Here is a 26,742-nt window from a genome sequence, read left to right as displayed (position 1 = left end):
TGACGATACATCGACGCCAGCTTTCGAATACGTCACCGGTAGAAGCGATTATAGATCGTCTATTGTCAGCATCCGCCGCATCCCATGGTTGATTCCTAGCGAGAGAGATCGACTACTTTTGATTATGCTAATTTTCAAAAGCCGCTATGATGCGATCGCAAGACACGGTGCGCTCCATCCACTTTCAGCGTTGAGTCTTTATAGTCGCTTCGAGGTCGCATTGCAGCGTTCGCCATGCGGTAACTGGGGGGTACAATGACCATCTGGCAGTATGGCGACGTATCGCGTGATGAAATGTGGTTTCACAAATGCAGGTTCTGCTCATCACCGATGACGCAAGTCTTTTCGGAGCATCACGAAGAGGACCCCCCTACCTTCATGCTTTACACCAATCCCGGTGACCGCGTCAGCGGCTTAAGGACCATCGAGTGGTGCAGATTGTGCGGCTGGTGGAAGGCCACCGATTTCTATGACCGCGAAATAAGGGTGACCTTGCCTTTCGCAATTAGGCGCGTGGTGGAGGGCGCAGCTGGCAGTCTGAGAGAGCTCGATCTCAGCGATCTCAATCTTCCGCTGGACGAGGTTCGCAAATACCTCGTGGCAAAATATAAATCTCGCTTCGAAATGAATCCCCGGTTGTTCGAACACACTGTTGGCAGCGTGTTTCGAAGCCTTGGTTATGAGGCCTTGGTCACAGCCTACTCCGGTGACGAAGGCATCGATGTGGTGCTTGAGAAGGACAGCCGCCAGATCGGAGTACAAGTCAAATGCACGAAGCGCTCTATCAACGTCGAGCAAATACGCAGCCTTGTCGGAGCGCTTGTTTTGAAAGGAATGACGGAGGGAATTTTCATCACGACGTCCTCATTCCAGCGTGGGGGCAAAAGAACAACCGCGCTTGGAAAGGTTCGTGGATACAGGATCAAGCTCGTTGATGCACCCCGATTTTATGACGCGTTGAAATTGGCGCAAGCGGCGTCAGTCCCTGAAAACATGCGCGAGGGCGCTGGAGAATATTTCAGGAAAATGAAGATACTCTCCGACGAACCTCCGCTGTACTGGTGAACTAATCCCCCTATTGCGGGATTCTCGCACCCTCAATTTCAGTCGGCACGTGCCAAGCTGGTCGGGCTTCTAGTGCGCGACGCCTACTCACGACCGAGATCTGGCATAGCCTACCGTGAATGGGATGACGACAGCGCCGAGGGTGCTCAAATATGGGGAACGCGAGAGCTGGCTAACCACTTTTCGGAGAGCCTGACCGAGTTCGGCACCAATCCGGAGCCTTCGCTGAGGCGACGGCACGGAGATCGTCATTCCAGTCAACGCCGGCGGGCTTCAGCCTTTTAAAACCGCACTCGATTTCCGCAGCGACAGACCGCAATCGACCAGCATAGGCCTCCCCCTGACTGTCGCGGTCGGTCGCAGCCACGAGCAGGCAATCCGGCCCGACCAATTCGCTGATCGCACTCTCGGTCGAAGATGAAATCGCCCTCGCGCTCCGGAAACAAGCCGTAGCCCCACCACAGATGGCTACCTTCGGGCTGAGCGATGATTTCTGGCTGGTGAAAGATCGACAATGATAGCAGCCAGCTCGAATCTACCAAACTCACCAGCCCGCCACGCCCTGTCTCGCTACCCGTCAGGACAAACATCTCATCGAGGAATGCGGTATCCGACGTGGTGACGGTAAAGGTCAACCAATGTGAATCTGCCACACGGTCCTCCCCGAAGAAGATTTCGGGCCGTCCGAATAACGTGCGCTCCTTGGCCAAACGCTTCCAGATCTCCCAGGATCGGCCCTTGCGCATCGGCAATACAGGATCTGTCATGGATCCCACAGCAAGGTCAGTCGCCTGTGATCCGAAGGTGACCAGCACGAGATCGTCGGGGGCGATCTCGATTGTCGTCGGCACGCCGTCCTGTTCATAGTCGAGGCGGCTTGCGGTGACGCGGTCCGGCAATGGTGCCAGGCCAATGTTCGTGACGAAGGCGCGGTTTTGCAGGTTCACGCCGTGTTTGCGAAGCCAGTCGACCAGCGGGACGATGAACGCCTCATACTGATTATGGGGGTGCGCAATATATTGGCCATATCAGATAGGTCGGGAAACTGATGCAGCGTGCGGTTCAGATAGCGCCGCAGTTCTGCGGCGCTATGCTGGGGTAACGACCCCATAATCGTCGAGTACATGAGCCAAAACTCGGTCGTGAAGAACCTCGAGGAAAAGAACTCGTCAATGCGTCGGTCCTCCGATCTCGCCTCTGGCGTAAGCATCAACCGAGCCAGGTCGAAGCCGTCGCGCAAGCCAAGCCCGAAACGCGGACCGTGGATGCGATGGCCATCCCGATCGAGAAGCCGCGCCCTGTTGTTAAAAGCACGCTGCTTATTGAACGCGAAGAATTCCTCCTTGACGGAAACCGTCGGATCGCGTGTCGAGGGGACATTGCCAAGCAAGTCGAAGGTACAGCAGAATTCGGCATCGAAGACGGAACCGGCCGGCAAGATATAGCCGCTTTGCGGCCCCCGTCCAATGAGAGCCCACCTCCCATGTGCTCATCCGCTTCGTAAATGGTGATGTCTCGGCCGGGCACGCCTGCGTTCCTGTTTTCAGGCCGTCAATGCCGAACAACAAACGCGCCTCGATCGCCTCGCCTCGATCCTCGGCGAAGGTGCGCTTCTCTATGGCCTTTATTGCCCCTCAACCGCGGATGTGCCAGACGAAATCCGCACCAAAATTCGCGCCCTTCACACACGTAATTTGAATGATCACATCTTCGATTACAGCACCGGGCTTGCACTTAGAGACACGTTGATAGCCACCGGTGGAATCGATGCTGGTATCTGGCTGCGACCGATAAGAAGCAAGCCCAAGGACCTATTCGGGCTGCACGGGGAGGCATTTCGTACGGCTCTGCCGTTCACCTGGTTTATCATCGAGCATTTTATGCCGCGCTCCCATCATGGGTCCAGCTTGACACGGAATGGTTCGGCTATCGTCGAACACGACAATGATCGCGTCAGGCGCATCGTCACCGGGGACGAACGGGCCATCCGCGAACTAATCGACGAAGTGCGCGAGGCTGGCGAAGAGGCCGAACCGCCCGCTACCATTACGATTCTTCCGCGCCACACAATGACCGTTAAGGTAAGCGTTGGTAAATCGCTTTCGTCGGAGACCGCACGCGTTTACATCGACTAAGCCCGCAAACACCCGAGAGGAACGCGCCTGCTCGTCGGCTGATATTCCCGTTCGGCAAGTCATAGAGGTCGTGAGAGCGTTGTTTGCGTGTCCACCCATGAGCGTGAAAGCTGTTCTTCAATCGGAGATCAGCGCCGATACTAAGCGTACCTTCATAATTCCAACGCTAGATTTGCCATGTCCTCACGTGTCCAGTGACAAACGACACTCTCGATCAACTGTCCGCGGAGATATTTGCAGATATCCTTGTATCGCTGCTCATCATGACTCTTGTGTCCGACCCCTGAAAACGCAACTGTGTGCGGCGAGACTGTTTTTAAGAAAGCGGCCAAAACGTCGCGCGCATGCGTCAACCCTTGCGGGAACCAGAGGTGGTGGGGCCATTTTAAGAAACCGGCCCTGAGGACAGTCGGGCCGAGGGCCATCATCATTGACCGCAGGGTTGTTGCACTAAGATCGTCGGTCAGGAGCACGCTTGTACCGCGATGGGCAAGCTTGACCAAAAAACCGGAATCGTTTGGCGAGACTGCATCGGTGGCGTGATAAAGTGAGATTTCTGCCTCATCGCCGAGATTAAGCCTCCATCCCTCAATGCCGTCGAAATACCCAGGTAATGGCTTGTCGAGGTCGATCAACGGGGTGATTTCGGGTCGTTTGATGTGAATAAGGCTGTCCGTGGAGACGACTTTGTAGCCTGCTGCATTGAAGGCATCTTTAACGGGATTAACCCTCTCCGGTCGCCGCGCATCGGCGAGCGACGTTCCGATGATCACTTCCTGGATTTGAAATTTAGCAGCCAGCAGAGCGGTCAAACCGCCTAAATGATCCTGGTCTGTGTGGGTTACAACCAATCGGATCGGAGGCTCATCCTTCTTGTAGTTGCGGCGAACGTACCCTCTCACTCTATCGACGATGTCGGATCCAAGACCGGTGTCAATGATCATCAAGCTGCCGTCGGGCAGGCTCACAACGTTCGCATCACCGTTGGTCGAGAGGTTGAGGATCGCGACATCGAGCCCCTTGTCGCCCTGGCGTTGGATTGAACGAATATGCACGTCCTCTTTATTCTTGGCTTTGACCTGGGCTCCGGCCGCGAGGCGCAACTCCAGGGCGCGTGCGGTCTCCGCTTTCACGCCGGCGTCTGCCAGAAGATCGTCCGTATCCTTCAATTCGTCATCAACCAGCCAAAGTCTGCCGCTTATGGGCGCAAGCTTGTCCTTGCGAACCTCCGATTTATCCAGAATTCGGGTCTCAATTTCCCCATTTTCAATCCATTGGAAGCAGAGCTTGTCCTCGCTCGCGGTGACTTTGACAAGACGGTCCTCGCGGCGAGCAACGTCAAGGGCTTTCGCCAAACCGATCCGCTGTTTCCAAACCTCGATGAGAGGGGCCTCTTCCGCAAGACCGGCGTCCGCGCCCGAAAAGCGTTCGCAGTGCAACTCCTTGAGGACAGATATATCGATTCGCCCGGATGTCAGCGCCAGTTCACCGAGGTCCGATAGGGCGAGGATACGGAGCGCATCGTCAAAATCGCTTTTTGCACTGTCTCGAATAGCGGGAAAGGCTGACCAGTTTGGATCCATTTCCGATTGTCTGCTCCCGCTCCGATAGGCCTTTAGCAGTGCCGCGGTCGCGCCACCTTCACTGACTTGCCAATTACCATTGAAACCAACGGCTTTGAGTGATTTAGCAACCGTATTCAGCTGCTGTTGCGTTGGAAGAAGTGCCGTGGAAAGCCTGAACCAGTCGAAAATTTGTTCGTTGTCGATCTGCTCAGGTGACAGGCGGAATGCTCTGGCTGGCAACAATGCCAAAGCAACTCGCGTATTTACGTGATCGATGGGAGCCGAAGGCATCTGGGCTCCTTCCGGCGCGTCGCCGAAGATGCTCCATTCGAATTCTTGCCTTTGTCTTTCGAGCGCATTTGCTGCCGATTGGCCCTCCGAGCCGGTCTCCAGCATAACCTGCCTCAACCCATCGAAAGCTGCAGCAGCCTCCTGTAGATCCGCACGTTCAGACCATTGTGTCGCGATGGTGTCAACGTCGCTTTGGTCAGTGCCTGCGAGTGCCAGACCAGCCACCGCGAGGGAATAGGAATAGGTCTGGTCAAGCGGCGTCACGGCCAGACTGTGAGCCGATCCGTCATCCTCGTCCTCACCTATGCCACTGAATGCTAACCAAGGATCGGCACCCGACACCGCCTGACTCAGACTGCGCTCGTCGATCTTCTTGTTTCCCTGATAGCGTGACACCATGACGTTTCCGGAAAACGCGCGCAGATCCGTCTCCTCGAACGGGGCTTTACGGCCTCTATCAATACAAAAGGCCGGCAATGTGTAAGAATCATCCGGACCTTCTCCATGTCCGAGCGGAAACGAGCCTTTGGGAGGCTCTCCACCTCCCCCACCCCCAATCCAGTAGGTCCCGACCGGAATACGCATGCGCTGAACATCGGTTGCTTGCGCATTCACGGGGTGGCAGATCAGAATAGCGAACAGGCAAATTATGCTGAGGACCGGGCGGAGCCACGCCGTTCTTGTCAGAGACGCACCATCCATCAAAAATCTCCCACAACCATAAAGACGATTGTAGACTCGAATACAACTTCGTACCATTCGCCCAAGACAGGTACTTTCTTTACCTTCGGACTAGTACGTTTTACGGACGCGATTTCGAAATGGCTTATACAAAAGTGCTATGTCGCCATCGCGACGATTGGGTCTGTGTGCCGTCTTCTTCCAGTAGGATGAGCACCGGCCGAAGTCTCAAGAAATTTCGGTTGAGTGTTCCACCTCGCCGACGCCACTCGGCGTCTTGCTGAACGATTGACCTGTCATTTCCCAATTGCTTCCTGCAGGGCAGGCGACACCCGGGTTTCTCTCGAAGGTCAACCGGCTTTGGGAGGCCATACCTCCGACGCTTTATCGATCGTGGCGATGATCGCCTTGATGAGATACGAACTGGCGCCCCCGTCTAAGGTCAGGGACCATCAACTCGAATACGCAATAACGCAGGAAAGGGACCCATGTCGTTCTATCGGTCGGGAAACAGGATTCTGACAATCAGCTCCAATTGGCGAGGCACTGGGATGTCATGCCGCTATTGAAGTTGTTCAAACTCCGAACACGCGTGGATTTTATGCTGATTCACTCAAGTCGGGGCAAACAACCATGGAAGGCGCGCAATTCCTCCGGTTTGTCATTCAAATGTCTTGCCTAGCCTTTGATAGCCCCCGCCGTCATCGAACCCGAAATCTGCCGATACATCAGCAGGCCAAGGAAGACTGGAGGCAAGGCGCCGAGGACCATGACCGCAGACGCTGTGCCCCACTGGACGCCGCCGCCGCTTGCCGCAAAGAAGAACGATGCACCGACCGTCATCGGAACAGCCTTGTTTGTGGTCAGCATCAAACCGAAGAGGAACTCGTTCCAGGCGGTGATGAAGCCGAAGATGAAAGTCGTCACCAGTGCAGGCCGCACAACCGGCCGGATGATGCTGAGCATGATCTGCCACGAACTTGCCCCGTCTACCCTCGCCGCCTCGTCCAGTTCGAGCGGAACGTCGGAAATCGCATTGACGAGGATGACGAGCGCCAGCGGCGTGTTGACGATGGTCAGGATCAGGCCGAGACCAAGCTGAGTGTCGAGCAGGCCCAGAAACTGGTACATCATATAAAGCGGGATTGCGAATATGATGAGCGGTACGGCACGCAGATTAATGACGATCGGCAGCAGCGTGTGTTTGCCCACCTCGCTCCTTGCAATCGCATAGGCCGCCGGAAAGGCGAGCAGGATCGCAAGTCCGGTGCCGATCAGGGAAGCGACGGTGCTGTTCCAGAGGTAGGAATAGATGTTGAAACGATCGGTCTGTGTCAAAACCCGCAGGTAATTTTCAAAGGTCGGCTGGTTGATCCATAAACCGGGATTGATTGAAAGTTCGCGCGCGCTTTTGAACGACGTGACGAGCGTGACGATGACGGGAAAATTCATTGCGAGAGCGGCGACAGCAAAGACGATCCAGCGGAGCGCGTTCATCATGGCTTATGTCCCCCTGCGGCGGGCAAGCCAGTTGAGGCCATAGAGTACGGCCAGCGACGTCAGGAAGAGGACGACGGAAGCCGCCACCGCCTTGCCGATCGCGCCCTCCTTGAAGAACGCCTGATAGATGTAGATCGACAATGATGTTGTCGAGCCGCCTGCACCGCTGCCGGTCAGCGCATAAACGTTGTCGAAGACGCGAAAGCCGTCGATGAAACGGATGAAGAAGGCAATCACCAGCGTCGGCAGCATCAGCGGCAATTCGACGAACCAGAGAACCTTGATGGCCGAGGCACCGTCGAGCGCGGCGGCTTCCCGCACGTCGATCGGCACTGCGACATAGGCCATGTAAAAGAGCAGAAAGGCGAATGGTGTCCATTGCAGTGTTTCGACCACGATCAGCGTCCAGAACGCATGAGCGACATCGAGGAAAGCCGGACTGTCGCCGAACCACGCGAAGAGATAATAGGGCACCGGCCCGGCAAATTCGTGCAGAACGAGCCGGTACATTAGGCCGATCATGGCAGGCGCTACCATCAGCGGCAGCATAAGTGGCGCCATCAATACAGATCGCTTGGAAAGAAGAGGCGCCAGGAAGATTGCTAGAAACAGCCCGAGCAGGCATTCGATAAGCGCCGTGAGAATGCCGAAGCGCAGGGAAAAGGACGTGGCGCGCCAGAAATCTCGGTCGGAAAGCACGGCAAGGTAATTGCCGAAGCCGCTCAGCGTCGGACTTCGCAGGGTCTGGAAGTCGACGGTCGAGACCGAATAGATGAGATTGATGACTGCAGGAAAGCCGAGAAACAGCAACAGGAACCCCACGAGCGGCGTGAGATAGGCCCTTGCCTCGGCACGTTTTATGATAGCCATTTCGATCCGCCGGATGGGCCGGACGCCTTGCAATGAGGCAAGGCGTCCGGCGGGTATCACTTCTTCAGGAGGTCCTGCATTCCGGCCTTGGTGTGAGCCAGCGCGTCGTCGAGGTTCTGCTGACCTGACCAATAGCCGGTGAACTCCTTCGCCTGCAGTTCATAGACGGAGAGTGCGTTGGCCGACGTCGCACCGTTCATCACGTAGCCGTATTTGCTGGCGAACTCGCCGAGCTTGACGAGATCCGGTCGTTCCTTGGCCACTTTCGCCACCACGTCAGGCGCGAGGGCTGGAGAACCGCCCTGTCGGGCATAGAGCAAGGCGGCATCCTCGGTCGTCAGCCATTTCAGGAATTTGACTGCGCCGTCCTTGTTCTTTGCGTTCTTGTTCAGGCCGAGGCCGAGGCCGTGAATATGATCGGCGCGACCATCCGGCCCGGCCGGCGGTGCTACGATGCCGGTGACTTCAGCAACGGCAGGGTTTTTCTCCGCACTGGTGAGATCTGCGGCAGCAGCGTTCCACTGAAGTGCTGTTGCGGCCTGCCCGGAACCGAAGGCCGCATTTGTCTCGGCATATTCGTAACTCAACGAATCCTTAGGCGAAGCGCCAGCGTCGTAAAGCTTCTTGTAGAGTTCGAGACCGGTCTTGTAAGCGTTGGAATCGACAGTGACATTGCCCTCCTCATCGGTCCAGTTTCCACCATAGGAGCGTGGCAAGGACTGAAACACCATCATGTTGAAAAGCAGGTTCTTCATCTGCAGGACGGTGCCGTAACGGACTGGGCTTTCGGAATTCACCTGCTTGGAGAAATAGAGAGCCGTCGCCGCCCAGTCGTCCCAGGTCCAGCTGTCTGGATCCTTCGGCTGCAATTCCTTGCCGAGATACTGCTTGGCGATTTCTGCATACTTCTTCTTGGCCGCATCGTCCTTCATCAGCGCATCGATCAGATCTTTGCGATAATACATGAAGTGCAGCGACAGGTCCGTCGGCACGCCGTACTGCTTACCGTCGAACTGCATCGTCTTCAGAACGGAATCGCCGAACGTCTTCGCAGCGCCATCGCCGAGATCGACAGGCTCCATGTAGGGCGCGTAGCGGCCGATCGAGTAGGTGGCAACGAGGTTGATGTCAAACGCGGTCGATCCCGCTGCCATGTCGGCCTGCAATTTGTCGAAGAAACCTTCTCGATTGAAGAACAGGAGCTCGACCTTGTCGGCGTCGCTGATGCCGGCTGTTTTATTGTACGTTTCGACAGTTGCGCGGAGCGCCGTTTCTTCCGAGCCGCCAGGCCAGCCGAGAACGGTCACAGTCGCATTCGAGGTCCCTGGTAGAGCAACGCTTGCCAGAAGCAGGGCAAGCGCGGATAAGGTCTTTCTTTTCAATGTCATCGTAGTTCCCTCTTTTTTGTTAGGTTAGGATCGATGTCTTCCGGAATTCATCAGTTACCCAGCACTGCAAGGCTCGCCACGCCAATGATGCCTGCACGGTTACCGAGCTTGGCGGGCACGAGAGAAGGCGTCAGCCTGATATCGACACCCACGAAGCAATCACGCATGCGATCGAGATAACCCGCTGCAAGGCCGATACCGCCGCCGATGACGATACGTTTCGGATCGAGCATCATCTGGATGTCACGGCAGAGCGTAGCCGCACGAAATGCCGATTGCGAGACGATCGTGGCAGCCCAAGCCTCGCCTTTGTTGGCATGTTCGAAAACCTCGGCGGCAGTTCCCGGATGCCCTGCTTTTGAGGCCTCGGCAGCCATCCACCGGCCGGACGTCTGATCTTCAAGCGGCGATTGCCCCGCGGACGGACCGCGGATCAGCCCGAAATGGCCGGCAAGCCCGGTCAGTACGCGACCATTGACGATAATGCCGCCGCCGATGCCGGTCGAGATGGTGAGGAATACCAGATCCCCACCCTCGCCGGCACCGAACCGATACTCTCCCCAAGCCGCCGCCTGTGCATCGTTGATCGCAAAAGCCGGTTTGCCGAAAGCAATCCTTGCCTTGTCAACCAGTGGGTATCGGTCGGGAATTCCGAGCGTTGCCGGATTGAGCGCAGACCAGCAACCGTCTTGGATGAAGCCGGTAACCGCAATGCCGACGCGGGAATAGCGATCGGCCCATGATTGAGCAGAGCTGGCGATCGCGGCAAGCCATGTATCGGGAGCAGCCTCCCGTGCTGTCGGCACCGTCATTTCATCCAGCACTTCGCTGCCTCTGACCAGCGCTGCCATCGTCTTCGTGCCGCCGATATCGATGGCAAGGGTCGTTTGCGTACCTTCGGCATCATAGGCCGTAGCAACGGCATCGCGGAACCACGACGTGACGTGCTCGGTGCGCGTGATCGCCGAGCCCACGACCACGGCGAAAGCCCCGGCCTCGGCTGCGCTTGCTGCCTGCTCAGGCGTGCGGATGCGGCCCTCGGCAATGACATAAGGTGTGAGCGTGCGCATCGCGGTGATCAGGTCGATATCCGGATCGATCGGTTCGGGCCCACCGACATAGCCGGAAAGCGTCGTTCCGACGAAGTCGACCCCGGCCGCCAAGGCGCTACGCGCATCTTCAAGGCTCGAGCAGTCGGCCATTGTCAGCTTGCCGCGTGCTCTGACCGCCTTCACCAGAGCCTCTACGGACGCCGGCCGCACACGATCCGTGGCGTCGAAGGCGATGATGTCGGCGCCGGCATCGACCAGAGCTTCGGCATCGGCAACGAAGGGTGTGATCCGCACGGGGCTGTCATCGAGGTCGCGCTTGACGATGCCAATGATCGGCACGTTCACGGCGGGACGTACAGCTTTTACGTAGCCGACAGATTCGATCCGCAATGCGCTAGCACCGGCATCGACGGCGGCTCTCGCAAATCCGATAACGAAGTCAGCGGTGTCCGTCGGCCCGCCGGGAACCGGCTGGCAGGAAACGATAAGGCTTTTCTTGATGTCGTCGCGCTGCAATCGTGACACTCCATTTCAGCATCACGATAATTGGAAAGTACCAGATTACAACCAGTTTATAACTGGTATCATCGCGTCAGCTCGAACACGAAGTCGTAAACGTCGCCCTTGTAGCGGCTCTCGCAATATTCGACGATCTGACCATCGCCAAGGAAGCAGCGGCGCTCCGTCATCAGCAGAGGTGCCCCGGCATCGCAATCGAGATATTGCGCATCCTCCGCCGAGGCCGCCCGCGAGCGCATGCGCTGAACGGCGCGCTGGGGAAGAAAACCGCGCGCCTCCAGCGCTTGGTAGAGGGAGTCGCCGACCAGATTCACCGAAGGGATAAAGCGGACCGGGACAGTCGATATCTCGACTGCTATTGGCACGCCATCGGCCGTGCGAATGCGCTTCATGCGTAGGATGTTGCTGTTTCCAGCAACCCCGAGTGCCATCATTTCCGTGGGAGAAGGCCGGCTTATCTGCTTGGAAAGCCAAATACATCCGGGAGTAAGCCCACGTGCAATTATGTCTTCCGAGAAGCTGGTAAGCGTGGAAAGAGACTTTTCGACACGCGATCCGACCTCGGTCTTGAAGCCGTGGCGGCGATTGAGGAAGCCCTCTTCCTCAAGCAGCGCCAATGCCTTGCGTATCGTCACACGCGAGAGCGACAGCGTCTCCGCAAGCACGCGCTCTCCCGGCAAAACGGCACCGGCCTTGAGCGTATTTGAGAGGATCGCAGTTTCCATCGCCAATTTCAGCCGCTTGTAGAGCGGCAGATCGGATGCCGATGCCTGTAATTCCCTGCCGATCACGTCGATCAGTTCATCCGTAGCCATGACTTTTCCGGTGCCCTCAAATTTTTTCTGCGCAACCCGTCTGGATCTATACTGGTATTAAAGTGCGAGGGCAATTCCCTGGCTGCCGATCGGATCCAAGCCGGAAATCCGAACTTGCCCATTTGACAGATATCCTACAAGTGGATATGTGGTTTTCATCTTATCGGCGAAGCGAAGAGAAGATCAGGCATGGCGTTGAAATCGATGAAGCCGCTGACACGCGCACCGCTGCTGCATGTATCCGTGCAGGAAAGCCTGCGCGCTTACATCCATGATAACGGCCTGGCACCGGGGACGCTGCTGCCGGCCGAGGGAGAGCTCGCCACCCAGCTCGGCGTTAGCCGCAATTCGCTGCGCGAAGGCATCAAGGCGCTGGAATCACTCGGCGTCCTGGAGACGCGGCGCGGAGTAGGCATCTTCGTGAAGGCTTTTTCCTTCGAGCCGCTTCTGGACAACCTCGCCTACGGCCTTGGCGGGGCGCTGCGACAGATCGAGGAAGTGATCGAAATCCGCCGCACACTTGAGGTGGGCTTGATCGGCAAAACGATCGAGGTGATCGGCGAGGAAGACATCGCCGAGTTGCGTGCGGCCGTCAATCGTATGCGCGCCCATGCGGAGCGCGGTGAAACTTTCGCCGAGGACGATCAGCTGTTCCACCGGCTGCTGTTTCGYTGCCAGGACAATGAAACGCTTGTGCGGCTGATCGATGTCTTCTGGCTCGCCTTCTACAAGGCGTCGGATTTCGTCAACCTCGACAATGCCGATCCAATGGCGACCTGGCGTGATCATGCCGCGATCGTCGATGCGATCGAGGCAAAGGATCTGGAGGAGGCGCGCAGGCGTCTGGATCGTCACTACGAGGGGATTGCCCGGGTGATTGCCAACAACAAGACAAGTTCAAACGTGGGAGGAACACATGAAAAGACTGTCTAGATTATCCATTATTGCGCTTGGCGCCATGCTGTCGACGGTTGCCGTGCCGGCTCTTGTCGCTTCGGGTGTCGTAACCCAGGCCGAGGCCGCCACTCTGTCCGGGGGCTTCGATGTCGGTCCCGGCGGCTTCCAGGGCAACTTCAATCCGCTTGCCGCGACCTCCGGCTTCACCTGGCTCAACGTCTATTACGAGCCGCTGGTCACCTATGACCAGAAGCTGCAAAAGGTCGTCGGTGCGCTGGCAAGCTCCTACGAGGTCAGCCCGGATCAGATGACCTATACGTTCAAGCTGGCAGATGCCAAATGGCATGACGGCAAGCCCTTCACCGCCAAGGACGCGAAATTCACGATGGGCCTTGCGATGGATGCGAAAACCGGCTCGGTTCTCGCTGCGCGGCTGAAGGCCGTATCGTCCGTCGAGGCGCCGGATGACCACACTGTCGTCATCAAGCTCAGCACGCCGAGCGGCAGTCTGCTCGATACGATGACCAAGGTGATGATGCTGCCGGAGCACGCTCTCTCTTCGATACCGGCCGACCAGTTGGCAAAAAGCACGTGGTGGTCCACCACGCCGATCGGCACAGGAGCGTTCAAGTTCACCAAATATGTCTCGGATCAGTATGTCGAACTTGCAGCCAACACCGATTATCGCGGCGGCAAGCCCGCACTGGAACGCGTCATCAATCGCTATTTCGCCAATCCGGCCGCAGCGATTGCGGCGCTGAGATCCGGCGAAATCCAGTTCACCTATGTCGATTCCAACGACGTTCCGACCTTCAAGGACAACAAGGACTTCAACGTCATCGAAGGCGAGTCTTTCGTCGTCAACTATCTCGGCTTCAACCACGATTCTCCGATCTGGAAGGATGTGCGGGTCCGCAAGGCGGTGATGTATGCGATCAATCGCGATGCCATCATCCAGAGCCTTTACGGCGGCGCAGCCAAGCCCGCCAACTGCGCTTATGTCGCCGAACAGTTGATCCCGCAGGGCATCGACGCTTATGCCTACGATCCGGAAAAGGCCAAGCAGCTTCTGACTGAAGCGGGCTGGGAGCAGATCAACGGCGGCAAGCCGATCACGCTTCTGACCTATTACACGACACCGCTTGCAACCAACGTTCTTGCCGCTGTCCAGGCGATGCTCGCCCAGGTCGGCATCAACATCGTGCCCCGCGCCGTTGATACACCGACCTATAACAGCATCGTCCTTAACCCGAAGCCGGATGTTGCCCAGTTTCAGATGGTCTACGCCGGGCTGCAGAACGGGCCGGATGCGGGAAGCATCAATGTCGGCCTCAATGAGAGCCAGATCCCTCCGGCCGGACCGAACGTCGCCAGGGTTCGCATGCCCGACCTCAGCAAGGCGCTCGATACCGCACTTGCCGAGCCGGACAGTGCAAAGCGGGCTGCCGCCTATCAGGACGTCTGCAAGGTCATGAACACGAACCTTCCCTGGGCGACGCTCTGGGTGGCAAACCGCTACGGTGTCGTCTCGGCCAAGGTGAAGGATTTCGTCTGGACGCCCGCGCCGGGTGGCGGCCCATATCAGGCCGATCCGCAGAAATGGTCGATCGCCGAATAGGCGATTCCGCAAAGTTAAAGGGTGGCTTCGGCCACCCTGACAGACGGATTTACGATGCTCCGATACAGTCTCAAACGCCTGATTATAGGAATAGGCATGCTCATCGCCTTGAGCATGCTGATCTTCCTGATGCTGCGCCTGGCGCCAGGCGATCCGATCGATGCCTACATCGATCCGAACATACCGATGTCGCCATCAGACCTTGCCGATCTGCGTAGCAGGCTCGGGCTCGATCAGCCTTTGCCCCTTCAGTATCTCGGCTGGTTGCAGCAAGCGTTGATGGGCAATCTCGGTTATTCGATCAAGCGTCTCGATCAGCCGGTTCTAGGTCTTGTTTTGTCGCGGATTGGTCCGACAGTGCTATTGATGGGCACCGCACTCGCCTTCGCTATCGTCGCCGGCATCGCCTTTGGCGTAATCAGCGCCGTCCGCCGTAATTCTTTTGCCGATCTCTCGCTGTCTGTGGTCGCGCTCGCCGGCATATCTAGCCCTGCATTTCTCAGTGCACTGATCGGCCTTTATATTTTCTCAGTGCGGCTGCACTGGATGCCTTCAGGAGGCATGCTGACGCCGGGCGAGGAATTCTCCGTCAGCGATCTCCTTCACCACCTGATCCTGCCGGCCGCCCTTCTGTCCGTCGCGCAAGCTGCGTTGATCATGCGCTACATGCGCGCGTCGCTGCTCGAAGTCCTCAATCAAGACTATGTTCGTACGGCGCGCGCAAAGGGCGTTCACAAGTTTTGGGTGATCACCAAACACGCGTTGCGCAATGCGCTTCTTCCGATCGTCACGCTGGTCGGTTCCACCATCGGCCTAGCAATCGGCGGCGCCATTTTCATCGAGAGTGTCTTCAACTGGCCGGGCATGGGTCTCCTGCTCGTCGATGCTGTGCAGACCCGCGACTATCCGGTCATCATGGGGGCAACGCTCATCATTGGCGCTTGCGTTATTGTCGTCAATCTTCTGACCGACATCACTTATGCGGTCGTCGACCCGCGCATCAAGGTGGGCTGACATGCTGGCACGTTCTCCTCAGCGCCGTAGCCCAGGGCCACTTGCCCGCGCCCTCGGACGCTTCCTGCACAACCGTGCCGCCGTTGCCGGCGTCTGCATCGCTATCCCGGTACTGCTGTTGATCCTCTCCTATCCGCTGTGGTGGACCTTCCGGCCGAATGACATCGATCTCCTGGCGATGAACAGCGGCCCGACGACAACGCATTGGTTCGGAACCGACGGTGTCGGCCGTGATGTCTTTGCACGGGTGCTGGAAGGCGGCAGGATTTCGCTCCTGGTCGCCGTCGCGTCGACCGCCCTTTCCGCTGTTATCGGCTTTCTCTTCGGAGCCATCTCAGCGCTCGCGGGGCGCTGGGCTGATGCTATCTCCATGCGTTTCGTCGATCTGGTGATGACCCTGCCGCCCGTGATCTTTCTACTCGTGCTTGCCTCGATCGCCGGCACCGGCATCTGGCCGACCGTGATCGTCATCTCGCTGCTTTCATGGCCGCTGCTTGCGCGCATGATCCGCTCTCGACTGCTGGAATTACGCGAGCGCGACTTCGTCATGGCCGCCCGCGGCATGGGCGCCGGCATTAGCCACCTGCTCTTCCGTCACGGCCTGCCGAACTCGATCGATATCCTTGTGGTCTACGCAACGCTGCAGATCGCCAATGCCATCCTGCTCGAGGCGGGCCTGTCCTTCCTCGGCCTGGGCATCGCGCCGCCGGCGGCAAGCTGGGGCAACATGCTGAATGCGGCCCGTTCGACGGCCGTGCTCGAACAATACCCGTGGCAATGGCTCTTCCCCGGCGCCGCGCTGATTCTTGCCGTGCTTGCGATCAACTTCATTGGCGATGGCCTCAGAGATGCCTTCGACCCACGTGCCGAACTGAACTGACAATCGAAAGAAAGAGAATATGACCAAATTCAAGGGTGTTGTTCCCCCCGTCGTCACGCCGCTCAATCCGGATCTCACCGTCGACTACCCCTCGTATACACGGGTGCTGGAACATCTGATCGATGCCGGCTGCCACGGCGTATTCGTGCTGGGCTCGACGAGTGAAGTCATCTTCCATGACGAAAAGACCCGGCGGGAAATCATCAAGCATTCCGCCAAGGTGGTAAACGGGCGCGTGCCGCTAATCGTCGGCGTCATCGATCCGACCACGGATCGTGTCATCGCTCATTCGAAGGTCGCAAAAGCAGCCGGCGCCGATGCGGTCGTGGTGACGGCACCCTTCTATACCGTCACCAGCCAGCCCGAGATCCTCGATCATTTCCGGTATATCCGCGACGCGGTGGATGTTCCGCTGGTCGCCTACGACATTCCTGTCTGCGTGCACGTCAAGCTGCAGCGCCAAACGGTCGTGACCCTTGCCAAGGAAGGCACCATCATCGGTCTCAAGGATTCCAGCGGTGACGACGGTAATTTCCGCTATGCGCTTCTTGACCTTGCCGAACACAAGGATGTCTTCCTGATGACCGGCTCCGAGATTGTCGTCGACAACGCCCTCCTGATGGGCGCCCATGGCGTTGTTCCCGGCATCGCCAATGTCGATCCGCACGGATATGTGCGCCTTTGGGATGCCGCCCAGCGTGGCGACTGGGTCGCGGCCAAGAAGGAGCAGGAGCGGCTTTGCCGCCTCTTCGAAATCGTTTGGGTCGCGCAGGGTCGCGTCAGCGGGGGCGCTTCAGGCATCGGTGCCTTCAAGACCGCCATGCACAGCCTCGGCATCATCGATTCCGCCGTCATGCCGCGGCCGCGCGCCTCTCTGAACGAAGCCGAGACGGCACGCATCGACGAGATCCTGCGTGCAACCGGCCTGCTGAACTGAGCAAGCAGATGAAACAGACCGCCGAACCCGTACTCGACATCAGGGGATTGCGAACGATCTTCCGCATCCGCGGCAGCGAGATCACGGCGGTCAACGATATCGATCTGACTGTTGCCGCCGGCGAGACGCTTGCGCTCGTCGGCGAATCCGGTTCCGGCAAATCGGTGACCAGCCTGTCGGTGATGCGGCTGCTCACCCGCAACATCGGCGTGATCGCAGCCGGCAGCATCCGTCTGACCACACGCTCCGGCGCGGTCCAGGATCTTGTGTCCCTCGACGAGGAGAGCATGCGCAGGATCAGGGGCGACGACATCGGCATGGTGTTCCAGGAGCCGATGTCGAGCCTCAATCCGGTTTTCACGATCGGCGACCAGATTGCCGAACCGATCCGTATCCATCGCGGTGCAAACCGTAAAGCCGCGTTGGATGCTGCCGTCACATTGCTTGAAAGTGTCGGCATCCCGGACGCCAGGCGCCGCGCCGGCCAATATCCGCACGAACTTTCCGGCGGCATGCGCCAACGCGCCACGATCGCCATGGCGCTGGCCTGCGATCCGGCGCTTTTGATTGCCGACGAACCGACCACGGCGCTCGACGTGACGATCCAGGCGCAGATTCTCGATCTGCTTCTCAAGCTGCAGCGCGAGCGTGGCATGGCGATGCTGTTCGTCACCCACAATCTCGGCGTCGTCGCCGAAATCGCCCATCGCGTCGCGGTGATGTATGCCGGACGGATCGTCGAAGAAGGACCGGTCGGCGAGGTTTTCCGCAATCCGAAGCATCCCTATACGATGGGCCTGCTCGCTTCCATGCCGCGCCTTGGCGATGCGTCGCGGATGAAACAGGCCGGTGAAAAGCTCTCTGCCATTCCCGGTATGGTTCCGAGCCTGATGAACATGCCGAGCGGGTGTGCCTTTGCCCCGCGTTGCAAATTCGCGGTCGATGCCTGTCGCGCCGCGGTTCCCGCCCTTGAAGAGATCAATTCGCAGCATCGCAGCCGCTGCATCAGATGGCAGGAGATCTAGATGAGCGAACCACTGCTCTCTGTCCGCGACCTTTCGAAACATTATACTTCCCGCGGCACGCGGCTGAATATTCTGCAGGGCATCTCCTTCGATATCGGCAAGGGTGAAGTCGTCGGGCTTGTCGGCGAATCCGGCAGCGGAAAGACCACGATCGGGCGTTCCGTGCTTCGGCTGGTCGAACCGTCATCAGGCAGCATCCGCTTCGACGGGAAGGAGCTGACTGACCTTTCGGCTTCGGCGCTGAGACGGCAACGGCCACGCATGCAGTATATTTTCCAGGACCCCTTCGCCAGCCTGTCACCGCGTATGACGATCGGCGAAATCCTCACTGAAGGTTTGAAGATCCAGGGGATCGGATCGGCGCGCGAAAGGCTAGAACGAGCGCAAGCAGCCTTGACCCAGGTCGAGTTGCCGGCCGATGCGATCAATCGGTATGCGCATGAGTTTTCCGGCGGGCAGCGCCAGCGCATCGGAATTGCCCGCGCCTTGACCTTGTCGCCGGAATTCATTGTGGCCGATGAACCGGTCTCCGCGCTCGACGTCTCGATCCAGGCGCAGGTGATCAACCTTCTCCGCGAATTGCAGCAACGGCTCGGCCTTACCATGCTGTTCATCTCGCATGACCTCGCCGTCGTCGAATACATTTGCGACCGGGTGATCGTGCTCTATCTCGGCCGTATCATGGAGATCGCGCCGAGCGCAGACCTCTATGCGAGACCGCAGCATCCCTATACGCGCGCCCTACTTTCGGCCATTCCCTCGCCGGATCCGGATGCCAGGCGCGACCGGCAGATCCTGAAGGGCGATATTCCAAGTCCGGCCAACCCACCGAGCGGTTGCGTCTTTCGCACGCGCTGTCCGAGTGCGCTCGATGCCTGCGCCGACGCAGTTCCTCAACTGCGGGAAGTCGCGCCGGGCCAGTTCAAGGCCTGCATTCGCGACGATCTCAACTGAACTGAAGTCACAGGGAAACAAGAGATGAACGCGAAGACGTCGCATCCGGCCATGCGCGGAAACTGGGCGAGCCTGCTTCTGCCGATTGCGGCCGACGACAGCATCGAATTCGACAAGCTGAGTGAAGAGATCGATATCCTCATCGAGGCCGGCGTCGACGGCATTTATTCGAACGGCACCGCCGGCGAATTCCACAATCAGACCGAGGAGGAGTTCGACAGGATACAAGCGTTGCTAGCCGAGCGCTGCGGCGCATCCTCGACGCCATTCGTGATTGGCGCCTGCCAGCCGGACCCGCTGATCATGCTAAACCGCGTCCGGCGCGCTTCTGAGTTCGATACCCTAGCCATTCAGGTAATATTGCCGGACTGGTGGCCGCTCACCGATGCCGAGGCGATCGATTTTCTGAGCCGTGCTGCGGAAATAGCCGACTGCATCCCGCTCATTCTCTACAATCCGCCACACGCAAAACGCGTCCTCACGCCCAAGGAACTGGGCGCCGTCTGCGCGGCAGTGCCCGGTATTGCCGGCATCAAGCTCGCCGATGGCAACAGCTCATGGTATGCCGAAGTCCGCCAACATCTGTCGGGGCTATCGCTCTTCGTTCCCGGCCATCATCTCGCAACCGGCACGAAGGAGGGTGTGGCGGCAGGCTCGTTTTCTAATGTCGCCTGCCTCAGTCCTCGTGGCGCGCAGACGTGGACGGCTTCAATGCGCGACGATATCGACGCCGCTCTCGATCTTGAGCGGCGGATCTGTGCGTTCATGGACAGGCACATCGTTCCTTTCCGCCAGAACCATGGGTACTCGAACGCCGCGCTCGACAAATTGCTGAGCGCGATCGGCAATTGGGGACCCGTGGGGACTCGTCTGCGGTTTCCTTACCGATCGATCGACGCCTCGGAAGCCGTGAGGTTGCGAAGCATTGCAATGTCTGAGCTCCCCGAGCTGTTTTACTGGTTCACAGTTTGAGGCGCGTTGGCGGTCTTGATCGGATTCGCACTCGCGACCAGCACGTTATGAATTCGGCGAAGGCATTGATTAGAAAGAGTCTCCCGCCCAATCTTCATGGCCGTGCCGGATACGGATCACGAATATGCTCCCGTCTTCAATGATGCGATACACTACAAGGTGCGCCTTGAACGGATGGATCCTGACAGGAGGAGAAATCTCATAGCGTTCGCGCGCCATTCTTGGGTTGGTGGCGATGAGTTCGAGCAAGGCAAAAAGCTCATCGTGATATTGCTTGGCAACGAGTACTCCGAAGATGCGGATGCCTTCTTCTGCAATGGAAACAACGTCCTCTTCCGCTTGGATCGAAAGGGTGAATGGCATCAAGCGCTTCCACGGCTGATCTCGGCTCGAGTGGTGGCTTCAGCAAACAATTCGTCCCTTGAACGGCTCCCAACGCCGCTTCTAATCCCGTCGTCGACAAAGCGCTGCATCTCGGCAATCTTATCCGTACGGGCTTGGTCTCTACGGATCAGGTCCCTGACATAATCGCTCGCGTTTGAGTATCGACCCGTCTTGGCCTGTGCTTCGACCCAGTCTTTCATGGGCGCTGGCAGAGATACATTCATCGTCGCCATTGGAGTCTCCTTGTTGCCTCAAGATAGGTGCTGATGGCAAAGTTTGTCAAACTGATGGTGAGGTTTCAATTCACGCTCTTGAGAAGGTTCGGACCAACGCTCAGCCATTATCAAGGCTTCTGGCCTGAAGGCGCCAACACGCACGTCAGTTTTTCCAATCCGCACCACGCGCGTCCCGGACAGTCGCCGCGATTTCCTCGACCGGCCGCCGAGGATCTCAGCTTTCACGCATCACGCAAACTATTCTGATTTCTTTGATGAGGGGCAACGCTTTCTCTCGAGCATGTCGGCGGTCCCCTCCCTCCCGACAACTCGATGAATGCTTTCCGGCGGAAGGTCGAGTTTGCGCTGGCGAGATGTCGCCAGATCGCTAGGATCGTGACACATCCGCCCCGACTGGGTTTCCGTTCAGGTTTTGATTTCAAGGCAGGGACCGAAATGAGGTTTGTTCTGTTCAATTCGGCGGGTGTATTCAGAACGTGCTGGAGGAGCGCTTTATGAATTCGATTGACTTGAAAGACAGGGTGACCGTCATCACGGGCGGGGCACAGGGGATAGGTTATGCCATCGCCGAAAGGGTGATCCAGTCCGGCGGGAAAGTTGCTCTCTGGGATTCAAATGGCAGTCGTTTGGCCGATAGTGCCCGGACACTTGGACCGAATGCCCGCGCATTCGAGGTCGACGTAACAGATTTCGAGCTCATCGGCAGGGCGGCGTCGGCGACAGAGGAGGTCTTCGGGAGGATCGATTGCCTGGTGAATTCGGCAGGGATTACGGGAAAGGTCAAACCGACGATCGAATACGATGTCTCGGAGTGGCGCAGTGTCGTAGACGTTTGCCTGACGGGCACCTTCAACTGCTGCCGCCATGTCGTGCCGGTCATGTTGAAACGAAATTACGGTCGGATCGTCAATATCTCATCGGTGGCAGGAAAAGAAGGCAACCCGAATATCGCGGCCTATAGTGCTGCCAAAGCAGGCGTGCTTGGCTTCACCAAGTCTTTAGGCAAAGAGCTTGCGAAGACCGGAATTGCCGTCAACGCCATTACGCCCGCCACAGCCAAGACGCCGATACTCGACGGCCTGACGCCGGAATTCATCGAATACATGCTGGTCAGGATTCCGCGAGATCGCTTCGCCGAACTTACGGAGATCGCGGCGATGACGGTATGGCTCCTGTCGGAGGAAAACTCGTTCACGACGGCGTCCACATTCGATCTTAGCGGCGGAAGAACGACTTACTAAGTGCATCAATTGCCGCCTCGCGGCACCCCAAATTGGCACAAGGCCCCGCCCTTAGCTTACCTGCCCGGCCGCGCCAGCGATCGAGCGATATCGATGATGTCGTCGCGGCCGGCCGTCGGGTCCTCCCTGTTCCAGGCGACACCGAGCCCGATCTTGAAGTCGACGCCCCTCGCCTTCCTCAGCTCGAACCCGCGGTTCGGCAGATCCTGCGTCCATTCCGGCACGAAGCCGATGCCAAGACCGGCCGAGACCAGCGACACCAGCGACACCAGCGAGAAGGTGTCGTCACAGGTGTAGGCGACATTGTCGGTCAGATCATGCTCCTCGAATTTTTCCGCAAAATAGCGCTCGCTGTAGGAGAGGTCCCGTCTCCGCTTTATTTGGCCATCGAAAGCGTCTATATAGCTAGACAGGCTAGCTAACTCGGAGCAGAACCATGGAATGGCAGCTACAGGACGCGAAAAATCAGTTTTCAAAAGTGGTGCAAAAGGCGCGATTTGAAGGTCCGCAGGAAATCACTGTACGTGGAGAAAGAACCGCTGTTGTATTATCCACGCGCGACTATGACAACTTGCGCGCAGGCCGCCCCACACTCGTCGACGATCTACTCGGCGGTCCGTCTTGGGACGACGAGCTCGTTGATGCGGTCGAGGCGCGCGCCAAGATCCCCAGCCGCGACGTCGCCTTCTGATGTACCTGCTGGACACTAACATTGTCTCAGAAGCGCGACGCGGCACCCCGCAGGCGGTATCCTGGTTGCGATCGGTCGATCCGCTCAGCGTCCACCTAAGCGCCCTGACCCTGGGCGAAATCATGCGTGGCATCGCGCTGAAACAAAAGTCTGACCCGAGGGCCGCCTCTCACCTTACCGAGTGGCTGCGCAAGCTACGCCGGGACCACGGTGATCGTATCCTGCCGGTAACTGACCAGATCGCCGTGGAATGGGGCCGTATCGCAGCGATCCGTCCCCGAGGCGATATTGATGGGCTGCTCGCCGCGACCGCGATCATCCACGACCTGATCCTCGTCACGCGCAACGTCAAGGGCTTCGAAGACACCTACGCAACTGTGATCAATCCCTGGGATATGCCGGCGTAGGGATAGCGTTTATACGATCCAGATCGATGTACACAGCGAACTGCCGCGAGCTTCAACGGGACCACCGCCTGCAGCCCTGATCAGCCGTTGTCGGCCTTGGCGGATGATGCGGTTCAAGTATCGATAGTGATTGCTTTCAGGGCTTTCAACGCAGAGTGCGCGGGCGCGCAACTCGAAGGACAGATGTCTGCTTCAGGCTGGAATCGACGGGAAAGGTCCCACTTGATGGAGGTATTGACGCACTTGGTCTGGTGTTGACCAAGCTGGCAATCGTGCGTTACTTTGGCATCGATATCGAACGCGGCTGTTTCCGCTGCTCCACGACAGCGTATCGCCAGGAGTTTTTTCATGACCGTTAAAGTTAAAGTCGGCGAGGCCAAGACGCATCTTTCCGAATTGCTGGCCAAGGTCGAGGCGGGCGAAGACGTGATCATTTCACGCGGCAATACGCCCATTGCAAGATTGTCGCGCATCCGGCGTGAGAACGATATCGATGCCGTCATTGCCGAGATCAAGGCGATGCGCTCGACCCTTCAGCCCACGACGCAAGCCGAGATCCGCGAATGGCGCGACGAGGGCCGGCGGTACTGATGTCCTTCGTCCTCGATGCTTCGATCGCCGCAGCCTGGTTTCTGCCAGACGAGCAGAATGATGCTGCCGACAGGTTGATGTCCGAACTTCGTGCAGGCCCGGCGCTTGTGCCGGCGCTGTTCTGGTTCGAGATCCGAAACCTTTTCCTGATGGCCGAGCGACGCGGTCGGCTTCGACCCGGAGACGCCTCGTTGCTAATGGGTCAGTTGCGCAGGCTGTCATTGGAGGACGCCGGATCGGGAAACGACCCTGCTGTGCTCGACCTTGCGACGCGTCACATGCTGAGCGCTTATGATGCCAGTTATCTGGATCTGGCAAAGACGGTCGATCTCCCGTTGGCGACAGGCGATCGGAAAATGGCCGCGGCGGCCCGCAACGAAGGTGTTGTGGTCGTTGGGCCACTTGAGAATGAGCGGTAATCAGCCGTTGTCGGCCTCGGGGCTAATGCGGAACAAGTATCGTTAGTGATGGCTTTCGGCGCATGCGGGCATACAACTCAAGTGGGATACGCGGCCATGGGCCGCGCATCGATCCACTCAGACCGCGATACCTTGCACGGCCGCGGCAAGCGGCTCCAGCATGCGCATCTCCTCCGATGTCAGGACGATTGAGACCGCAGCAACATTTTCTTCCAGCCGGGTGCGCCTGCGGGTTCCAGGGATTGGAACCGTCTTTGCGTTTAGGCTTTTGGACTGAGCATAGAGCCAAGCCAGGGCAAGCTGCCCCGATGTCACGCCTTTTGCGGATGCAATCTCCTCGATCTTGGCGACGAGACGCAGGTTGGCGTCGCGGTTTTCCGCGGAGAAGCGAGGGAAATGCTTACGGGCATCGTCGCTGGTCAGCCCGCCGAGGAATGCCCGGCCCGTCAGCATGCCGCAGCCGAGCGGTGAATAGGGCACGATGGTCACGCCGAGCTCGGCTACAGCCGGCACGACCTCTTTCTCAATTTCGCGGGTGAAGACAGACCATTCCGATTGCAGGACGGCGATCGGGTGGACGGCGCAGGCGGCGCGTAGTTCCTCGGCGCTGACGGCGGAGAGGCCGAGCCACTTCACCTTGCCCGCGGTCACCAGATCAGCCATCGCGCCGATGGATTCCTCCAACGGCGTAACGCCATCCCGGCGATGCATGTAATAGAGGTCGATGACCTCGACCCCGAGGCGTTTTAGGGAACGATCGACGGCGGCCCTGATGAACTCGGGGCGGTTGTCGATGCTCCAATCATTGGGGTTTTCAGGGGTGCGCATGTAGCCGAACTTCGTGGCGATGATGACACTGTCCCTATGCGCGGCAATGAAGGGCGCGAGGAATTCTTCGTTCGCGCCGACGCCGTACATGTCTGCCGTGTCGAACATCGTCACGCCAAGGTCCAACGCCCGTTCGAGCGTGGCGCGGATTTCGGCTTCGTCCGTCTCGCCGTAGAACTCGCTCATGCCCATGCAGCCCAGCCCCTGGGCACCGATCATCGGGCCGTTCCGGCCAAGCTGAACCTGCGGCATGGGGGTAATTTCGCTTGTCATTTTGGGTCTCCACCTTCTAACAAGCACCTCTTATAAGTATGGAGTATAGTCCAGGGTCAAGGGATGTATGATGCTGATTTCGGAATTTGCCAGAGCCACCGATCTGCCGGTCGATACGATCCGTTTCTACATTTCCAAAGGGCTGCTGAAACCCGAGCGCAGCGCCAAGGGCGGCTCCAACCCCTACCAGATGTTCCGTACTGAGGATGTGACGGCAGCGCGCATGATCCGTCTACAGCAGACGCTGGGTTATTCGCTTGGTGAAATCCTGGCGCTGAACGAGGAATATCGCGCCGGCGAACATTCGCCCGAGGGCACGATCGAGGTGTTGCAATCGCAGATCGCCAAGCTGGAAGAGCGCAAGGCCGCGCTGGATGCGGCCCTGTCTTTCCTGCGTGGCAAGGTGGACTGGATTAAGGCGGGCAAACCCGATGACGCGCCGCGCCTTGAAGACTATCAGTGCTGAGCGGTGCGCAGTTCGGCCAGCCCCTCTTCCCGCGAGATCACCGGCTCATATCCGAGCTCCCGCCGCGCCTTGCCGATATTGAACGAGACCTCGACAGCCGAGGTCGCATAGGCCTGCCGTGTCAGCGGCGGAACAATCTTGCCGCCGGATATCTTGGCCAGAATATCGCCGATGGTCGCCACGGTGCGGACGACTGCGCGCGGCACGGTCTTTTCCGGAATAACAAGCCCTTGTGTCTCGAGGAGCGCCGAAACGATGCTGCGGAACGGCACGGGCGCGCCATCCGAAATGAAATAGACCTCGCCTCCGCGACCACGGCCAAGCGCCAGCGCAACGGCGGCACAAAGATTGGCGATGTGGGTGGTTGAGGTCAGATAGGTGCCGCCGCTGATCCAGGCGAACTTGCCGGATTTTACCGCCTGCGTGAGCGCTGGAAGTGCGGTCGTATCGTCCCCGCCCCAGACGAAGCGCGGACGCAGCACAACAACGGAAAAGTCCGACGCATTCGCGGCAAGCGCAATGCGTTCGGCCGCTGCTTTCGTGCGGGAATAACCGCCGGCCGGCTTTTGGGGCAAGGGCATCGTTTCATCCACATTGACGAGCGGCTTGCCGGTGGCAAGCACGGATTCAGTGCTGAGATGGATGACCTTGCGAATGCCGGCGGCACGGGCCGTATCGAGAACCGCATACGTGCCGTCTTCATTCACACGCCGCTGTTTTTCGCTGGCAGGCCCGTGGTCGGTATTGGCGGCGGCGTGGATCAGCGCATCGCAGCCCGCCATGCCGGCGGACAAAGCGCGATCCAACAGTTCGCCGCGAACCGGTATCGCCCCTAGCGACCGCACCAGTTCTGCGGAGCTATCGCTTCGCACCAGCGCGGCGATTTCAACTCCGCGCGCAACAAAATGGCGGATCAGGTTGCGGCCAACATAGCCGCTTGCTCCCGTCAGGAAGATCCGTTGAAACGGAATGAGTTTATCCGTGGCCGCTGACTGTGCGGCAATGCTGTCAATCATGTCATTCACCTG

The 26,742-nt window shown here is 58.4% G+C and carries 27 protein-coding genes and 2 pseudogenes; 16 read left to right on the top strand and 13 right to left on the bottom strand.

The genetic code is table 11. The features are described 5' to 3' along the window. Window positions 1-255: 255 nt before the first annotated feature. The gene (locus AC1DUP_RS21580; protein ID WP_477834288.1) at window positions 256-1,065 is read left to right on the top strand and encodes a restriction endonuclease; all 810 of its coding nucleotides are present in this window, start codon (window positions 256-258) and stop codon (window positions 1,063-1,065) included. 172 nt (window positions 1,066-1,237) lie between these two features. On the opposite strand, the gene AC1DUP_RS21575 is transcribed toward AC1DUP_RS21580, so the two are convergent. Both AC1DUP_RS21575 and AC1DUP_RS21570 read right to left on the bottom strand, forming a co-directional pair. Further along, window positions 1,238-1,432: a toprim domain-containing protein gene (locus AC1DUP_RS21575; RefSeq protein ID WP_477834286.1), complete on the bottom strand. Its 195-nt coding sequence runs from the start codon at window positions 1,430-1,432 to the stop codon at window positions 1,238-1,240. Further along, window positions 1,347-2,503, bottom strand: a pseudogene (locus AC1DUP_RS21570) (oleate hydratase). Before AC1DUP_RS21570 ends, AC1DUP_RS21575 begins: the two are co-directional and overlap by 86 nt. 208 nt (window positions 2,504-2,711) lie before the next feature. Here AC1DUP_RS21570 and AC1DUP_RS21565 point away from each other — a divergent pair. Then, window positions 2,712-3,200, top strand: coding sequence for a hypothetical protein (locus AC1DUP_RS21565; RefSeq protein ID WP_477834284.1), 489 nt, complete (start codon window positions 2,712-2,714; stop codon window positions 3,198-3,200). Between the two features lie 152 nt (window positions 3,201-3,352). Here the strand turns inward: AC1DUP_RS21565 and AC1DUP_RS21560 are convergent, their stop codons facing one another. The 6 genes from AC1DUP_RS21560 to AC1DUP_RS21535 all read right to left on the bottom strand — a co-directional run bounded on the left by AC1DUP_RS21560 (window position 3,353) and on the right by AC1DUP_RS21535 (window position 11,881). Beyond that, the gene (locus AC1DUP_RS21560) at window positions 3,353-5,758 is read right to left on the bottom strand and encodes an MBL fold metallo-hydrolase (protein ID WP_477834282.1); all 2,406 of its coding nucleotides are present in this window, start codon (window positions 5,756-5,758) and stop codon (window positions 3,353-3,355) included. A gap of 657 nt (window positions 5,759-6,415) precedes the next feature. After that, window positions 6,416-7,237, bottom strand: a complete 822-nt coding sequence (locus AC1DUP_RS21555) for a carbohydrate ABC transporter permease (RefSeq protein WP_113310457.1) — start codon at window positions 7,235-7,237, stop codon at window positions 6,416-6,418. Between the two features lie 3 nt (window positions 7,238-7,240). Then, window positions 7,241-8,107, bottom strand: a complete 867-nt coding sequence (locus tag AC1DUP_RS21550) for a carbohydrate ABC transporter permease (protein ID WP_113508822.1) — start codon at window positions 8,105-8,107, stop codon at window positions 7,241-7,243. Between the two features lie 56 nt (window positions 8,108-8,163). Beyond that, on the bottom strand, window positions 8,164-9,495 hold the full coding sequence (locus tag AC1DUP_RS21545) for an extracellular solute-binding protein (protein WP_477834279.1): 1,332 nt from the start codon (window positions 9,493-9,495) through the stop codon (window positions 8,164-8,166). A gap of 50 nt (window positions 9,496-9,545) precedes the next feature. Further along, on the bottom strand, window positions 9,546-11,063 hold the full coding sequence (locus AC1DUP_RS21540; protein ID WP_113310460.1) for a putative N-acetylmannosamine-6-phosphate 2-epimerase: 1,518 nt from the start codon (window positions 11,061-11,063) through the stop codon (window positions 9,546-9,548). 68 nt (window positions 11,064-11,131) lie between these two features. Then, window positions 11,132-11,881, bottom strand: coding sequence for a GntR family transcriptional regulator (locus tag AC1DUP_RS21535; RefSeq protein ID WP_113310461.1), 750 nt, complete (start codon window positions 11,879-11,881; stop codon window positions 11,132-11,134). Window positions 11,882-12,070: 189 nt separating this feature from the next. Between AC1DUP_RS21535 and AC1DUP_RS21530 the strand changes: the two genes are divergently transcribed. From AC1DUP_RS21530 to AC1DUP_RS21495, 8 genes are read left to right on the top strand one after another with little or no spacing between them, the layout of a single operon-like run. Then, complete coding sequence (locus tag AC1DUP_RS21530) at window positions 12,071-12,814, top strand: FadR/GntR family transcriptional regulator (protein ID WP_113310462.1); 744 nt, start codon at window positions 12,071-12,073, stop codon at window positions 12,812-12,814. Further along, complete coding sequence (locus tag AC1DUP_RS21525) at window positions 12,798-14,396, top strand: ABC transporter substrate-binding protein (RefSeq protein WP_477834276.1); 1,599 nt, start codon at window positions 12,798-12,800, stop codon at window positions 14,394-14,396. Before AC1DUP_RS21530 ends, AC1DUP_RS21525 begins: the two co-directional genes overlap by 17 nt. A 54-nt stretch (window positions 14,397-14,450) precedes the next feature. Beyond that, window positions 14,451-15,410, top strand: a complete 960-nt coding sequence (locus AC1DUP_RS21520; RefSeq protein ID WP_113310509.1) for an ABC transporter permease — start codon at window positions 14,451-14,453, stop codon at window positions 15,408-15,410. Window position 15,411: 1 nt separating this feature from the next. Next, the gene (locus tag AC1DUP_RS21515) at window positions 15,412-16,290 is read left to right on the top strand and encodes an ABC transporter permease (protein WP_477834274.1); all 879 of its coding nucleotides are present in this window, start codon (window positions 15,412-15,414) and stop codon (window positions 16,288-16,290) included. Window positions 16,291-16,309: 19 nt separating this feature from the next. After that, window positions 16,310-17,227: a dihydrodipicolinate synthase family protein gene (locus AC1DUP_RS21510; protein ID WP_113310465.1), complete on the top strand. Its 918-nt coding sequence runs from the start codon at window positions 16,310-16,312 to the stop codon at window positions 17,225-17,227. An 8-nt stretch (window positions 17,228-17,235) separates the two neighbouring features. Beyond that, the gene (locus AC1DUP_RS21505) at window positions 17,236-18,252 is read left to right on the top strand and encodes an ABC transporter ATP-binding protein (RefSeq protein WP_113310466.1); all 1,017 of its coding nucleotides are present in this window, start codon (window positions 17,236-17,238) and stop codon (window positions 18,250-18,252) included. Beyond that, window positions 18,253-19,206, top strand: a complete 954-nt coding sequence (locus AC1DUP_RS21500) for an ABC transporter ATP-binding protein (RefSeq protein WP_113310467.1) — start codon at window positions 18,253-18,255, stop codon at window positions 19,204-19,206. It abuts the gene before it with no gap. A 24-nt stretch (window positions 19,207-19,230) separates the two neighbouring features. Then, a complete protein-coding gene (locus AC1DUP_RS21495; RefSeq protein WP_477834271.1) occupies window positions 19,231-20,178 on the top strand; it encodes a dihydrodipicolinate synthase family protein in 948 nt (315 codons plus the stop codon). A 69-nt stretch (window positions 20,179-20,247) separates the two neighbouring features. Here AC1DUP_RS21495 and AC1DUP_RS21490 read toward each other — a convergent pair whose 3' ends face one another. Together AC1DUP_RS21490 and AC1DUP_RS21485 are read right to left on the bottom strand one after the other, a co-directional pair. Continuing rightward, window positions 20,248-20,541 (bottom strand): type II toxin-antitoxin system RelE/ParE family toxin, encoded by a 294-nt coding sequence (locus tag AC1DUP_RS21490; RefSeq protein WP_113310469.1) that lies wholly within the window; start codon window positions 20,539-20,541, stop codon window positions 20,248-20,250. Continuing rightward, on the bottom strand, window positions 20,541-20,795 hold the full coding sequence (locus AC1DUP_RS21485; protein WP_113310470.1) for a type II toxin-antitoxin system ParD family antitoxin: 255 nt from the start codon (window positions 20,793-20,795) through the stop codon (window positions 20,541-20,543). The genes AC1DUP_RS21490 and AC1DUP_RS21485 overlap by 1 nt, the downstream gene beginning before the upstream one ends. Window positions 20,796-21,292: 497 nt before the next feature. Between AC1DUP_RS21485 and AC1DUP_RS21480 the strand changes: the two genes are divergently transcribed. Then, entirely contained in the window at window positions 21,293-22,039 is a 747-nt protein-coding gene (locus tag AC1DUP_RS21480) for an SDR family NAD(P)-dependent oxidoreductase (RefSeq protein WP_477834497.1), read from the top strand. A gap of 56 nt (window positions 22,040-22,095) precedes the next feature. On the opposite strand, the pseudogene AC1DUP_RS21475 reads toward AC1DUP_RS21480, so the two are convergent. Then, window positions 22,096-22,410, bottom strand: a pseudogene (locus AC1DUP_RS21475) (LysR substrate-binding domain-containing protein); the annotation flags it as partial. Window positions 22,411-22,475: 65 nt separating this feature from the next. Between AC1DUP_RS21475 and AC1DUP_RS21470 the strand changes: the two are divergent. From AC1DUP_RS21470 to AC1DUP_RS21455, 4 genes are all read left to right on the top strand, one after another. Further along, window positions 22,476-22,730 (top strand): type II toxin-antitoxin system Phd/YefM family antitoxin, encoded by a 255-nt coding sequence (locus AC1DUP_RS21470; protein ID WP_113310471.1) that lies wholly within the window; start codon window positions 22,476-22,478, stop codon window positions 22,728-22,730. Continuing rightward, complete coding sequence (locus AC1DUP_RS21465) at window positions 22,730-23,137, top strand: PIN domain-containing protein (RefSeq protein WP_477834268.1); 408 nt, start codon at window positions 22,730-22,732, stop codon at window positions 23,135-23,137. Before AC1DUP_RS21470 ends, AC1DUP_RS21465 begins: the two co-directional genes overlap by 1 nt. A gap of 348 nt (window positions 23,138-23,485) precedes the next feature. After that, window positions 23,486-23,728, top strand: coding sequence for a type II toxin-antitoxin system prevent-host-death family antitoxin (locus AC1DUP_RS21460; RefSeq protein WP_113310473.1), 243 nt, complete (start codon window positions 23,486-23,488; stop codon window positions 23,726-23,728). Further along, the gene (locus tag AC1DUP_RS21455; RefSeq protein ID WP_113310474.1) at window positions 23,728-24,147 is read left to right on the top strand and encodes a type II toxin-antitoxin system VapC family toxin; all 420 of its coding nucleotides are present in this window, start codon (window positions 23,728-23,730) and stop codon (window positions 24,145-24,147) included. The genes AC1DUP_RS21460 and AC1DUP_RS21455 overlap by 1 nt, the downstream gene beginning before the upstream one ends. Before the next feature lie 117 nt (window positions 24,148-24,264). Here AC1DUP_RS21455 and AC1DUP_RS21450 read toward each other — a convergent pair whose 3' ends face one another. Further along, the gene (locus tag AC1DUP_RS21450; RefSeq protein WP_477834265.1) at window positions 24,265-25,248 is read right to left on the bottom strand and encodes an aldo/keto reductase; all 984 of its coding nucleotides are present in this window, start codon (window positions 25,246-25,248) and stop codon (window positions 24,265-24,267) included. A gap of 70 nt (window positions 25,249-25,318) precedes the next feature. Here AC1DUP_RS21450 and AC1DUP_RS21445 point away from each other — a divergent pair, with 70 nt between their 5' ends. Further along, window positions 25,319-25,714, top strand: a complete 396-nt coding sequence (locus AC1DUP_RS21445; RefSeq protein ID WP_113508877.1) for a MerR family transcriptional regulator — start codon at window positions 25,319-25,321, stop codon at window positions 25,712-25,714. On the opposite strand, the gene AC1DUP_RS21440 is transcribed toward AC1DUP_RS21445, so the two are convergent. Further along, window positions 25,705-26,730, bottom strand: a complete 1,026-nt coding sequence (locus AC1DUP_RS21440) for an NAD-dependent epimerase/dehydratase family protein (RefSeq protein WP_113310476.1) — start codon at window positions 26,728-26,730, stop codon at window positions 25,705-25,707. The two genes, AC1DUP_RS21445 and AC1DUP_RS21440, sit on opposite strands and share 10 nt — an antisense overlap. Between the last annotated feature and the right edge of the window lie 12 nt (window positions 26,731-26,742).

The sequence above is a fragment of the Rhizobium sp. 01L419 genome (assembly GCF_056400025.1).
The sequence above is the reverse complement of the archived record's forward strand: the minus strand, read 5'-3'. Positions and strand labels throughout refer to the sequence as shown.

What these genes read in the sequence shown, in the direction of transcription:
- AC1DUP_RS21555 (WP_113310457.1), bottom strand. Translation starts at nt 7,237, where the DNA reads ATGATGAACGCGCTCCGCTGGATCGTCTTTGCTGTCGCCGCTCTCGCA.
- AC1DUP_RS21495 (WP_477834271.1), top strand. Translation starts at nt 19,231, where the DNA reads ATGAACGCGAAGACGTCGCATCCGGCCATGCGCGGAAACTGGGCGAGC.
- AC1DUP_RS21520 (WP_113310509.1), top strand. Translation starts at nt 14,451, where the DNA reads ATGCTCCGATACAGTCTCAAACGCCTGATTATAGGAATAGGCATGCTC.
- AC1DUP_RS21505 (WP_113310466.1), top strand. Translation starts at nt 17,236, where the DNA reads ATGAAACAGACCGCCGAACCCGTACTCGACATCAGGGGATTGCGAACG.
- AC1DUP_RS21515 (WP_477834274.1), top strand. Translation starts at nt 15,412, where the DNA reads ATGCTGGCACGTTCTCCTCAGCGCCGTAGCCCAGGGCCACTTGCCCGC.
- AC1DUP_RS21510 (WP_113310465.1), top strand. Translation starts at nt 16,310, where the DNA reads ATGACCAAATTCAAGGGTGTTGTTCCCCCCGTCGTCACGCCGCTCAAT.
- AC1DUP_RS21465 (WP_477834268.1), top strand. Translation starts at nt 22,730, where the DNA reads ATGTACCTGCTGGACACTAACATTGTCTCAGAAGCGCGACGCGGCACC.
- AC1DUP_RS21550 (WP_113508822.1), bottom strand. Translation starts at nt 8,107, where the DNA reads ATGGCTATCATAAAACGTGCCGAGGCAAGGGCCTATCTCACGCCGCTC.
- AC1DUP_RS21480 (WP_477834497.1), top strand. Translation starts at nt 21,293, where the DNA reads ATGAATTCGATTGACTTGAAAGACAGGGTGACCGTCATCACGGGCGGG.
- AC1DUP_RS21460 (WP_113310473.1), top strand. Translation starts at nt 23,486, where the DNA reads ATGACCGTTAAAGTTAAAGTCGGCGAGGCCAAGACGCATCTTTCCGAA.
- AC1DUP_RS21525 (WP_477834276.1), top strand. Translation starts at nt 12,798, where the DNA reads ATGAAAAGACTGTCTAGATTATCCATTATTGCGCTTGGCGCCATGCTG.
- AC1DUP_RS21455 (WP_113310474.1), top strand. Translation starts at nt 23,728, where the DNA reads ATGTCCTTCGTCCTCGATGCTTCGATCGCCGCAGCCTGGTTTCTGCCA.
- AC1DUP_RS21580 (WP_477834288.1), top strand. Translation starts at nt 256, where the DNA reads ATGACCATCTGGCAGTATGGCGACGTATCGCGTGATGAAATGTGGTTT.
- AC1DUP_RS21535 (WP_113310461.1), bottom strand. Translation starts at nt 11,881, where the DNA reads ATGGCTACGGATGAACTGATCGACGTGATCGGCAGGGAATTACAGGCA.
- AC1DUP_RS21545 (WP_477834279.1), bottom strand. Translation starts at nt 9,495, where the DNA reads ATGACATTGAAAAGAAAGACCTTATCCGCGCTTGCCCTGCTTCTGGCA.
- AC1DUP_RS21560 (WP_477834282.1), bottom strand. Translation starts at nt 5,758, where the DNA reads ATGGATGGTGCGTCTCTGACAAGAACGGCGTGGCTCCGCCCGGTCCTC.
- AC1DUP_RS21490 (WP_113310469.1), bottom strand. Translation starts at nt 20,541, where the DNA reads ATGCCATTCACCCTTTCGATCCAAGCGGAAGAGGACGTTGTTTCCATT.
- AC1DUP_RS21485 (WP_113310470.1), bottom strand. Translation starts at nt 20,795, where the DNA reads ATGGCGACGATGAATGTATCTCTGCCAGCGCCCATGAAAGACTGGGTC.
- AC1DUP_RS21500 (WP_113310467.1), top strand. Translation starts at nt 18,253, where the DNA reads ATGAGCGAACCACTGCTCTCTGTCCGCGACCTTTCGAAACATTATACT.
- AC1DUP_RS21450 (WP_477834265.1), bottom strand. Translation starts at nt 25,248, where the DNA reads ATGACAAGCGAAATTACCCCCATGCCGCAGGTTCAGCTTGGCCGGAAC.
- AC1DUP_RS21445 (WP_113508877.1), top strand. Translation starts at nt 25,319, where the DNA reads ATGCTGATTTCGGAATTTGCCAGAGCCACCGATCTGCCGGTCGATACG.
- AC1DUP_RS21470 (WP_113310471.1), top strand. Translation starts at nt 22,476, where the DNA reads ATGGAATGGCAGCTACAGGACGCGAAAAATCAGTTTTCAAAAGTGGTG.
- AC1DUP_RS21440 (WP_113310476.1), bottom strand. Translation starts at nt 26,730, where the DNA reads ATGATTGACAGCATTGCCGCACAGTCAGCGGCCACGGATAAACTCATT.